At 49.7% G+C, this 11,590-nt stretch carries 9 protein-coding genes; 6 read left to right on the forward strand and 3 right to left on the reverse strand.

What is annotated here, in order from left to right:
- Positions 1-11: 11 nt before the first annotated feature.
- Entirely contained in the window at positions 12-4,502 is a 4,491-nt protein-coding gene (gene gltB, locus J3999_RS09640; RefSeq protein ID WP_208127685.1) for a glutamate synthase large subunit, read from the reverse strand.
- Between the two features lie 259 nt (positions 4,503-4,761).
- On the reverse strand, positions 4,762-6,342 hold the full coding sequence (gpmI, locus tag J3999_RS09645) for a 2,3-bisphosphoglycerate-independent phosphoglycerate mutase (protein WP_208127686.1): 1,581 nt from the start codon (positions 6,340-6,342) through the stop codon (positions 4,762-4,764).
- Positions 6,343-6,445: 103 nt separating this feature from the next.
- Between gpmI and J3999_RS09650 the strand changes: the two genes are divergently transcribed.
- From J3999_RS09650 to J3999_RS09665, 4 genes are all read left to right on the forward strand, one after another.
- Positions 6,446-6,895: a rhodanese-like domain-containing protein gene (locus J3999_RS09650; RefSeq protein ID WP_208127687.1), complete on the forward strand. Its 450-nt coding sequence runs from the start codon at positions 6,446-6,448 to the stop codon at positions 6,893-6,895.
- 29 nt (positions 6,896-6,924) lie between these two features.
- Positions 6,925-7,179, forward strand: a complete 255-nt coding sequence (grxC, locus tag J3999_RS09655; protein WP_208127688.1) for a glutaredoxin 3 — start codon at positions 6,925-6,927, stop codon at positions 7,177-7,179.
- Positions 7,180-7,269: 90 nt separating this feature from the next.
- Positions 7,270-7,713: a protein-export chaperone SecB gene (gene secB / locus J3999_RS09660; protein ID WP_208127689.1), complete on the forward strand. Its 444-nt coding sequence runs from the start codon at positions 7,270-7,272 to the stop codon at positions 7,711-7,713.
- Between the two features lie 45 nt (positions 7,714-7,758).
- The gene (locus J3999_RS09665; RefSeq protein ID WP_208127690.1) at positions 7,759-8,766 is read left to right on the forward strand and encodes an NAD(P)H-dependent glycerol-3-phosphate dehydrogenase; all 1,008 of its coding nucleotides are present in this window, start codon (positions 7,759-7,761) and stop codon (positions 8,764-8,766) included.
- 29 nt (positions 8,767-8,795) lie between these two features.
- On the opposite strand, the gene J3999_RS09670 is transcribed toward J3999_RS09665, so the two are convergent.
- On the reverse strand, positions 8,796-9,263 hold the full coding sequence (locus J3999_RS09670; RefSeq protein ID WP_208127691.1) for a tRNA (cytidine(34)-2'-O)-methyltransferase: 468 nt from the start codon (positions 9,261-9,263) through the stop codon (positions 8,796-8,798).
- Positions 9,264-9,278: 15 nt separating this feature from the next.
- Between J3999_RS09670 and J3999_RS09675 the strand changes: the two genes are divergently transcribed.
- Both J3999_RS09675 and tyrS read left to right on the forward strand, forming a co-directional pair.
- Complete coding sequence (locus J3999_RS09675) at positions 9,279-10,223, forward strand: dihydroorotate dehydrogenase (RefSeq protein WP_208127692.1); 945 nt, start codon at positions 9,279-9,281, stop codon at positions 10,221-10,223.
- A 60-nt stretch (positions 10,224-10,283) separates the two neighbouring features.
- The gene (tyrS, locus tag J3999_RS09680) at positions 10,284-11,474 is read left to right on the forward strand and encodes a tyrosine--tRNA ligase (RefSeq protein WP_208127693.1); all 1,191 of its coding nucleotides are present in this window, start codon (positions 10,284-10,286) and stop codon (positions 11,472-11,474) included.
- The last annotated feature ends 116 nt before the right edge of the window (positions 11,475-11,590 follow it).

Genomic DNA, 11,590 nt, shown 5'->3' on the forward strand with positions numbered 1-11,590 from the left:
CTTCCAGTTCCTTAGTCAGCTTGCTTCGCGAATAGGTCAAACAGGTGCTCGATATCGATAGCACGTGATTTAACCAGCCAGAAGTCACGGATCATACCGCTGAAGTTATCCAGCACTTCCTGACCCCATGGGCTTTGCGTTTTGCCGACATACTCTTCAAGCAGGTCGCGCAAGTAACAGCGATAGGCTTCGGTCTGTTCGGTATCGATGCGGATCGCTTCAACCATTTCCGAGTTCAGGTTGTCCGGCAGGGTGCGCTCCTGATCCAGGATAAACGCCATACCGCCTGACATACCGGCACCGAAGTTGACGCCGACAGGCCCTAGAGAGACAACTGTACCGCCGGTCATGTATTCACAACCGTGGTCGCCCAGACCTTCGGTAACCGCGATGGCGCCCGAGTTACGAACACCGAAACGCTCACCACCGGTACCGTTTGCGAACAGCTTACCGCCGGTCGCACCGTATAGACAGGTGTTACCAACGATTGGCGTGTTCTTCGGATCGAATGAAGAACCTTGTGGCGGACGGATGACGATTTCACCACCGGCCATACCTTTACCGACGTAGTCGTTCGCGTCACCTTCAAGGTGCAGGTTTAGACCGTCGACGTTGAACACACCGAATGACTGACCGGCGATACCGGTTAGTTTCAAGGTGATCGGAGTATCTTTCATACCGTCGTTGCCGTAACGCTCGGCGATCTCACCGGCAACACGCGCACCGATTGAACGGCCGGTGTTGACCAGATGGAATTCAAAAGTTCCACCCGCTTTCGCTTCGATTGCAGGCAGAGTCTTCTGAACCATCTCTTCTGCAATATGGCCGTGATCCCAAGGGTTGTTACGATCAACCTGAACTGTGTGTGGCTTATCGGCCGGTACACCGCCATCGGTAATGAATGCAGAAAGATCGATGTTCTTCTGTTTCTCGGTTAGCGGCTCGTCGATCATCTTAAGAAGATCAACACGACCAACCAAGTCTTCCAGTTTGCTGACACCCAGTTTCGCCATCCATTCACGCGTCTCTTCGGCAACGAAACGGAAGTAATTCATAACCATTTCAGGCAGACCGATAAAGTGTTCTTTACGCAGGCGCTCATCCTGAGTTGCAACACCTACCGCACAAGTATTCAAGTGACAGATACGCAGGTATTTACAGCCTAGTGCGATCATCGGAACGGTACCGAAACCAAAAGATTCGGCACCCAGAATCGCAGCTTTAATAACGTCCAGACCAGTCTTCAGACCGCCGTCCGCTTGCAGGATAACCTGACCACGCAGATCGTTGGCACGCAGAACCTGGTGCGCTTCGGCGATACCCATTTCGAATGGGTTACCGGCATATTTAACCGAGGTCATTGGTGAAGCCCCTGTACCACCGTCGTAACCGGAGATGGTAATCAGATCCGCATACGCTTTGGCAACACCCGCTGCGATCGTACCGACACCCGGCTCGGCAACCAGTTTGACCGAGATCAGCGCTTTCGGGTTGATCTGCTTAAGGTCGAAAATCAACTGTGCCAAATCCTCAATCGAATAGATATCGTGGTGAGGAGGAGGCGAAATAAGGGTTACACCCGGAACCGAGTGACGCAGTTTCGCGATTGTCAGGTCAACTTTGTGCCCTGGAAGCTGACCGCCTTCACCCGGTTTTGCACCCTGAGCCACTTTGATCTGCAGTACTTCTGCGTTACGCAGGTAGTGTGCGGTAACACCGAAACGGCCGGAAGCGATCTGTTTGATCTTAGACATACGCTCGGTACCGTAACGGCTTGGATCTTCAGCACCTTCACCGGAGTTTGAACGCGCACCAAGGCGGTTCATTGCCGTAGCCAGTGCTTCGTGCGCTTCAGGCGACAAAGCACCCAAAGAGATACCGGCCGAGTCGAAACGCTTAAAGATTGCTTCAGCCGGTTCAACTTCGGAAACATCGATGCTGTTTACGTCGTCTTTGAAAGTGAACAGGTCGCGGATTGTCATTGCCGGACGGTTATTAACCAGTTCGCGGAATTTGTTGTACGCGTTCTGATCGTTCTTCTGTACCGCTTCACGGATGCTGTTAACCACATCCGGGTTGAAGGCATGATATTCGCCACCGTGAACATATTTGAAGATACCACCTTGCTGCATTGTCTTGCGAGGGTTGAATGCTTCCCACGCCAGACGACGCTGATCCAGCTCAAGGTGTTCGAATTTAGTCCCTTCAATTCGTGAAGGCGTGCCTTTGAAACAAAGGTCGACTATGTCGGTGCTAAGACCTACGGCTTCGAACAGCTGAGAACCACGGTAAGAGGTAATGGTCGAAATCCCCATCTTAGACAGGATTTTGAATAGACCTTTATTGATCCCTTTACGGAAGTTCGCAATGTACTTGCTCATGCTGTTCGCAGAATCAAGTTCTTTAGTGCGGATCATGTCAGCGATTGATTCATACGCAAGGTATGGATACACCGCAGTGGCTCCGTAACCGAACAGTACCGCGAAGTGGTGTGGGTCACGCGCCGAACCGGTTTCAACAATAATGTTCGCTTCGGTACGAAGGCCGGTATCAATCAGGTGATGGTGTACCGCACCGGTCGCCATCAACGCAGGGATCGTGGTTAGACCGTTCTCGATATGGTTATCGCTCAGTACCAACAGCGTTTTACCGTTTGCTGCGGCTTTCTCGGCTGCGCTACAAACGTCTTTAACCGCCTGCTCCAGACCTTTTTCTTCGTGGTTGTAGTGCAGAGAGATAATTTCGTGCTGATAGTCGGCATCGCTCAGTTCCATCAACTGTTTCATCATTGACGGGCTGAGAACCGGAGAGTTCGCTTCCAGGCGACGGGCATGTGCAGGACCTTCCTCGAACATGTTCAGCTCGCGACCGAAGCAAGTGTTCAAAGACATAACGATGTTTTCACGAAGCGGATCGATTGGCGGGTTGGTTACCTGCGCAAACATTTGACGGAAGTAGTCATATACCGAACGAGCCTTGTGCGAGAAGACCGGTAGTGGCGCATCGTCACCCATAGAAACAGTCGCTTCCTGACCGTCTTCGGCCAGAACACGGATAACCGCATCGCGCTCTTCAAACGTTACCTGGAAGTATTTCTGGTAAGTGTCGGCCGTTTTGTCGTCCCACTCTTGCAGAGGTTGTTCTGCATCCAGTTTTTCTTCAAGATGCATGTATCCCTGATCCATCCACTCGCGGTATGGCTTTTGATTTTTTAGCTGGTCGTCGATAACTTCCGGCTTCAATAGGGTACCGGTTTCCAGATCCACAGCGATCATCTGACCAGGCTTAAGGCGGCCTTTCTCGACAACATCGGCCGGATCATAGTTGTAAACACCGATCTCGGATGCAAAAGTGACATGGCGGTCTTTGGTGATGACATAACGCGTTGGACGCAGACCGTTACGGTCGACACCGCAGATTGCGTATTTACCGGTGTTAAGAACCATACCGGCCGGACCATCCCAAGGTTCCATGTGCATGGAGTTATATTCCAGGAATGCTTTCTTATCCGGGTCCATGTAAGGCATGTTCTGCCACGCAGGTGGAACCAACAGACGCATTGCCTGGAAGATATGCATATCCCCCATGGTCAATACTTCGATCATGTTGTCCAGTGAGTTGGAGTCGGAACCGGTTTGCGCCACCAAAGGTTTAAGTTCACCTAGGTCCGGCAGCAACGGGGTTTCGAATTTCTTCTGGCGTGCCAGTGCCCAGTTACGGTTACCGCGGATCGTGTTTAGCTCACCGTTATGCGCCAGGAAGCGGAATGGCTGTGCCAGACGCCACTGAGGCGTGGTGTTGGTCGAGAAACGCTGGTGATAAGAGATAACAGATGACGCAAAGGCTTCGTTTTCAAGGTCTGCGTAGAACTTAGGCAGTTCACGAGGCATAACCAAACCTTTGTATGACAACAACTGACTGTTTAGGGAAGCCACGTAAAAAGTCGCGTCTTGTGGCTCGATTTCCATTTCAGTTTTACGGCGTGCAGTAAATAGCAAACGGTTGAAGTCTGCTTCTGCCATGCCTTCCGGAGCATTGACGAAAATCTGTTCGATTTTCGGCTCCATGCCTGCGGCCTGTTCACCCAGTACTTCCGAGCGAACCGGTACCTTGCGCCAGCCTGCAACGTCCAGACCTTTGTTGGTCAGGTATTTTTCAAGTGTTGTACGCGCCAGATCTGCTTTGGCTTCATCCTGATTCAGGAAGATCATACCGGCAGCGTAGATCGCGCCGAGTTTGAAGCCAGCTTCTTGAGCTACAGATTCAAGGAAAGCCTGCGGCTTTTTGATTAGAAGACCACAACCGTCACCGGTACAACAATCCGCGGCAACACCACCGCGGTGTGTCATATTGGCCAGGGATTCAATAGCCGTTTGGACCACCCAGTGACTTGGTTTGTCGTCCATATTGGCGATCAAACCAAAACCACAGTTCTCCTTTTCAAATTCTGGAGAGTAGAGGCCCTTTAAATTCAGGCCTGCTTGCGATTGTAATGGATTCATAATCAGTTTCCTGTTTGTCATCAAGCCTACAAATTAGCTTAGTGAGTCGCTAATAAGTTGATTTGTAAGCAGTTTATTATCTAGACGCGTTTAAAAGTAAAATTGGGCGCGAGATTATACTTTAGATAGGTGATAAATGGCAATTCCAATCAAAACCGGCAGGAATTGATCCGAGCCAAAACTAAAGCTGTAAAAGCGCAAAAAGACCAGTGTGAAATTGTCTTTCACAAAGGTCTTTTTTACCCAAAAAAATTGTATGTTATTTGACGATAATGCTGACGCCGTCCATCTCTTCCGGTTGCGGAATGTCCATAATGTCCAGCATAGTCGGCATAACGTCCGGAAGACGAGCGCCGGAGCGCAGTTTCACATCTTTTTTCGGGCCGAAGTAGACCAGAGGTACCGGGAAGGTTGTATGCGAAGTGAACGGTTCGCCGGTTTCCGGATCCTGCAGCATTTCCATGTTTCCGTGGTCGGCCGTGACAATACATTGGCCGCCGGCTTTTTCGATGGCGTCAAGGATTTTACCTAGCGCTTCATCAACTGCTTCAACGGCTTTAATGCAGGCCGGGAAGTTTCCGGTGTGACCTACCATGTCCGGGTTGGCGATATTGCAGATGAACGTGTCGTATTTATCCGATTCAATCGCTTCGACCAGTTTTTCGGTCAGTTCGCCAACGCTCATTTCCGGCTGCAGGTCGTAGGTACGCACTTTAGGTGAAGGGACCAGAATACGATCTTCGCCAAGGTAAGGCGCTTCGACACCACCGTTCAGGAAGAAGGTTACGTGAGCATATTTTTCCGTTTCGGCAATACGTAACTGACGAAGTTTTAATTTGGAGATAACCTCGCCGAAAGTGTTTTTCAGGTTGCTTGGACGATAAGCAATGGTTGCGCCGAAGTTCTCGAAGTTCTTATGGTATTCGGTCAGGGTTACGAAAGCCGCCAGCAGCGGTGTGTTGCAACGGTGGAATTCAGCAAAGTCGCTCAGAATGAAGGCGCGTGTCAGCTGGCGCGCGCGGTCGGAACGGAAGTTCATGAAAATGACCGAATCGCCGTCTTTGATTTTGCTCTTCTTACCTTTCTTGTTAAGAATTACGGTTGGCTGAATGAATTCGTCGGTTTCACCGCGTTCATAGGCCGCTTCAACCGCTTCTCTGGCCGAATCGGCTTTGAACTCGGATTTACCACAGCAGATAACGCTGTACGCTTCTTCGGTACGTTCCCAGCGGTTATCACGATCCAGCGCATAGAAACGGCCTGTAATCGAACCGATGCTGATATCGCCTTTCAGTTCGCTGATGGCGTTTTCGATGTCGTCGATGTATTTCAACGCGCTCTGCGGAGCTGTGTCGCGACCGTCGGAGAAAATGTGCAGAACCGTTTTCGCACCACGATCGTCAGCCAGTTTCAGGGCTGCCTTGATGTGGTTGATGTGCGAGTGAACGCCACCGTCGGATAAAAGACCCATGATATGAACAACGTGGTCTCGCTCGACCGCTTTGTCGATCGCATTGTTCAGCGCATTGTTGCTGAAAAAGCGGCCGTCATCGATGTCTTTCTGGATGCGGGTCAGTTCCTGATACACCACTCGGCCTGCGCCGAGGTTCATATGGCCGACTTCCGAGTTCCCCATCTGACCGTGAGGCAAGCCAACATCCATTCCGGATGTGCTGATAAGGGTGTTAGGGTTTTCCGCCATTAACTTATCGAAGTTAGGCGTATTGGCTTGTGCAATAGCGTTGAATTCTGTCTCTTCGCGATGTCCCCAACCATCCAGGATAATCAGCCCGGTTGGACGGTATTTAACTTTTATCTTTGGCTTTAACTCTTGGCCCATAATTTCTCTTTACCGTTTGAAAATTTACTAAAATTGCGTTTATTGTAGCGATTTACGCTGTTAAAATCATCAGGTTTGATTAGAGTCTAACAAGGGAATATGAATGTTTATTGAATTTATGCAAGAACAGATGCTGCTGTTTATTGCACTTTTTGTCGTTGTGATAATGCTGGCGTACAGCTATGCGGGTGATAAATTGGCCGGTTTTAAAACCGTCGGTACGGATGAAGCGACGCGACTGTATAACGATGACGCCTTTGTTTTGGATGTTCGTACGGCGGGCGAATACCGCGACGGGTACATCGGTAATGCGCTTAATATCTCCAGTAACGAGATTGCCGGTAAGCTGAACCAGCTGCCGTCCGACAAGGATGCTCCGATTCTGGTTTATTGTTTGAGCGGTGCGCGTTCTTCGCGTGTGGCGATGACGTTGGCTAAAAACGGTTATACCTCGGTGAATAATCTGCGCGGCGGTATCACCGCGTGGAAAGCAGCCGGGCTTCCGGTTGGCCGCGAACGTTCAAAAAAAAACAAAAAAAAGCAAAATCAGTAAAGTCGCAGCAGTCGAAAAAGGAGCACGTTATGCCTGAGGTAGTGATTTATTTAACTCGTACCTGCCCGTTCTGTAATATGGCCAAGCGCCTGCTGGATGGAAAAGGGGTCAGTTACGAAAGTATTGATATTGGCAATGATCGAGACGCGTGGGCCGCTCTGGAAGAGAAGACCGGCCGTAACACTGTGCCGCAAATCTATGTTGGTGAGCATCATGTTGGCGGTTTTGACGACCTTTCCGCGGCGGATAAGTCCGGTGAGCTGGACCGATTGTTGAAGGGATAACGAATCCCCTAAAAGGCAGGCTTGAGACCTGCCTTTCTGCTATCTATCCCTAATATTTTTATTCAAAAAATTAACTAAAAAGGATTTTTCATGTCTGAACAAGAACAGGTTTTTTCTATTCAGAAAATCTACACTAAAGACATTTCTTTCGAATCACCGAATACACCAGAGCTGTTCACGACACAATTTCAGCCGAAACTGTCGGTGGATCTGAATGTCGAGAGCCAGAACATTGCCGAAAATGTTCATCACGTTATTTTGCGTGTAACAGCGACTACAAAAGTGGATGACAAAACCGCATTCCTGTGTGAAGTTGAGCAGGCCGGTATCTTCACTCTGCAAGGTTTTAACGAGTCGGAAACCAGTTATCTTTTGGGTGTTCAATGTCCTGTGGCCCTATTCCCTTATGCGCGTGAAACCGTTTCTGATCTGGTGACGCGAGGCGGCTTCCCGCAGCTTCTGCTTGAGCCGGTGAACTTCGAAGCGATGTATCACGAGCATATGCAAGCCCAGCAGCAACAGGCGCAGCAGTAATTTACCGCGAGTGGAGATTTGCTGGTGAGCCAGCCGGTTAACAATATGTCCAAGAAAATAGCCGTGCTCGGTGCCGGTGCCTGGGGGACTGCACTGGCAATTCATTTGTCCAGAGTCGGGCATGAAGTTGTCTTGTGGACGCATAATGCCAAAGCCGCCAAAGAGATGCGTACGGAGCGTCAGAACCGCCGTTATCTGAAAGACAGTCGTTTTCCGGACGGTTTGATGGTCTCTGATGATCTGAAAGCATCCGTTTCCGGGGTTGACGGAATTCTGGTGGTTGTGCCAAGTCATGTCTTTCGTGATGTTCTTAGGCAGTTGGCCGGAATTTTAGACGGCGCAAGACCGCATATTGCCTGGGCAACGAAAGGGTTTGAGCCGGATTCTCTGCTGTTGCTCCATAAGGTGGCTCAGCAGGTGCTCGGAGCCGAGTTGGATATGACCGTGCTTTCGGGGCCTACCTTTGCTGCCGAGGTGGCTAAGGGGCTGCCGACGGCTATGGTCAGCGCATCGCAAAATTCCGATGAAGCCGATTTCTGGGCACAAGCTTTTCATCACGCTAACTTCCGCATCTATACCCAGAACGATATCGTCGGTGTTGAAGTCGGCGGCGCCTATAAGAATATTATGGCGATCGCTACCGGAGTCTCCGATGGTTTGGGGCTTGGCGCGAATGCCCGTGCCGCACTTATCTCGCGAGGTATGGCGGAAATGATGCGTTTGAGTCTGGCGCTCGGCGGAAGCGGCGAGACCATGATGGGGCTTGCGGGTTTGGGAGATTTGGTTTTGACTTGTACCGATGACTTGTCGCGTAACCGTCGTTTCGGTTATCAGTTGGCGAAGCCCGGCGCGAAAGTGGATGAGGTGATTGAGAAAATCGGTCAGGTTGTGGAAGGTGTCAAGGCTGTCAGGGCCGTTCACCAGCTTGCTGAGAAACTGGATCTGGACTTGCCGATTATGCAAGAGGTTTTTGCGCTGGTAGAAGGCAAAGAGACTCCGGAACAGGCGGCCAGGGCTCTGCTGGCTCGCGACGGCAAAGCCGAAATCGAATAGGCTTTGCGTTCTCGAGTTTGTGGGCTGGGCTAGCCGAGTTCCATATTGAAATTGAGCTGTCGCCAGGCTTCGTAAGCGACCACGGAAACGGCGTTGGCCAGATTTAGACTGCGCCCGCCCGGAATCATCGGAATTGTCAGGCGTTGCTCTTCTGGCAGGCTTTGGATCACTTCCATTGGCAGTCCACGGCTTTCCGGGCCGAACAGAAACGCGTCTCCGTTTTCGAATTTTGCTTCGGTATAATAGCGCGTGGTTTTGGTGGTCAGCGCATAGACACGATTGGGCTGGATACTATCCAGGCAGGCTTGCAGATTGGCGTGCTCATGAACTTCAGCTAACTCGGCATAGTCAAGACCGGCGCGGCGAACCCTTTTTTCGCTTAGATCGAACATGATCGGGTGGATCAGGTGCAGGTGAGCACCCATATTTGCGCTGAGTCGAATCAGTGCTCCGGTATTTTGCGGAATTTCCGGTTCATACAGAATAATGTGCAACATAGTTAGGAAGTCTTTATGGATTTGTCAGTCAATATTTGTGGCATTCAATGCCAATCCCCCGTAGCGATGGCCTCTGGCAATGCTGGGTACGGCATAGAATACCAATCTGTCTGTGGCTTTTCCAATAAAGACGTCGGCGCGGTTTTCCTTAAGGGAACGACGCTGGAACCTAAGCTTGGCAATAAACCGGAGCGGGTGATGGAGTCGCCAAGCGGGTTACTGAACTCCGTGGGTCTGCAGAATCCTGGCGCCAAGGCAGTTATTGAAAGCTATCTGCCGAAACTGGATCTGTCCGAGACGCGTTATATCATTAACGTTTCCGGTTCTTCAATTGAAGAGTATGCCGAGGTGGTGCGCTTGTTCGATCAGACCGGTTTGCCGGCAATGGAAATTAATATTTCCTGTCCGAATGTCAAAAAAGGTGGTGCGGCGTTTGGTAATGACCCTGATATGGCGGCCAGAGTGGTCGAGGCATGCCGTGCGAATACTTCCAAACCATTGATTGTTAAGTTATCACCGAATCAGACCGATATTGCCGAAGGTGCGCGTCGGGTTATTGATGCCGGAGCGGATGCGCTTTCCGCAATTAATACGCTGATGGGGATGCAGATTGATGTTCACAGTCAGATGCCGACTCTGGGCAATAATCAGGGCGGACTTTCCGGTCCGGCGATTAAACCGGTTGCGCTGCTGAAAGTGCATCAGGTTTATCAGGTGGCGAAACAGCACGATATTCCGATTATCGGACTTGGCGGAATTGCTTCGGCAGAGGACGCGATCGAGTTTTTCCTGGCTGGTGCTTCAATGGTTGCAATTGGAACGGCGGTCGCAAAAGATCCATTGATCGTGAAAAAGGTTAATAAAGGCATTGCTAAATACCTTAAACAGCACAACTTGAACTCGGTTTCAGAGTTGACAGGAAAGCTGCAGTTGCACACCGATACAGTGTTGTGTGGATAAGAGGCTTTTAAGTAAGTCCGAAATTAAAGAATTTTAAAACCTAATTTGATTGATTAAGAAATGAAAACAGTACAAGAACAATTAGCCATTATTAAACGTGGCGCAGAAGAGATTCTGGTAGAGAAAGAGTTAATCGAAAAACTGGAAAGCGGTAAGCCTTTGCGCGTTAAGGCCGGTTTCGATCCGACAGCCGCAGATTTGCACTTGGGGCATACGGTTCTGATTAATAAACTTAAGCAGTTTCAAGATCTGGGGCATGAGGTGCTTTTCCTGATCGGTGACTTTACGGCAATGATCGGAGATCCGACTGGTAAGAGTCAGACGCGTCCGCCACTGACCAAGGAAGAAGTTATTGCGAATGCGGAAACTTATCAGGAACAGGTTTTCAAAATTCTCGATCCGGCGAAAACCAAAGTTGTCTTCAACTCCGAGTGGATGTCGAAAATGACGGCAGAAGAAATGATTAAGTTGGCCAGTACTGTAACGGTTGCCCGTATGCTGGAACGTAACGATTTCGATGAGCGTTATAAAGCCAATACGCCAATTGCTATCCATGAATTCCTGTATCCAATGATTCAAGGATACGATTCGGTAGCTCTGGATGCCGATATTGAGTTGGGTGGAACCGATCAGAAATTCAATCTTTTGATGGGGCGTACTCTTCAAGGTCATTTTGGCAAGCCGCAGCAGTGTACTTTGACCATGCCGATTCTTGAAGGTTTGGATGGCGTGCAGAAAATGTCCAAGTCGCTGGGTAACTATATCGGGATCAAGGATGAACCGAATGATATGTTCGGTAAAATCATGTCGGTCTCTGATGAATTGATGTGGCGTTATTACGAACTGTTGTCTTTCGAATCACTTGAAACCATTGCGCAATATAAAGAAGCGGTCGAGAACGGCGAAAACCCGCGTAATGTAAAAGTGAAGCTGGCACTGGAGATTATTGAGCGTTTCCATTCCAAGGAAGCGGCGGAATCGGCATTGAAAGATTTCGAGACCAAGTTCTCCAAAAATGCGATTCCGGATGAGATGCCTGAATTTACTTTGGAAGGTGAAATGCCATTGGCGAATCTTCTCAAAGAAGCCGGTCTGGTGGGTTCGACTTCAGACGGACATCGTATGACCAAGCAAGGTGCAGTTAAGATTAACGGCGAAAAAGTCGAAGACTCGCGTCAGCTGATGCCGACCGGTACAACAGCGGTTTATCAGGTTGGTAAACGTAAGTTTGCCCGTGTGACACTAAACTAATATATAAGTCTGTTTATATACAGTAAGAAGCCGCTTATCGTTAAGCGGCTTTTTTTGTTTTTGGGGTTTGGAAAGAGAGAAGTTAAGGGTCAAAACAGGTGTAAATGTGGATAAGT

The organism is Thiomicrorhabdus sp. 6S3-12 (assembly GCF_017571475.1).
In the GTDB taxonomy this organism is placed as follows: domain Bacteria; phylum Pseudomonadota; class Gammaproteobacteria; order Thiomicrospirales; family Thiomicrospiraceae; genus Thiomicrorhabdus.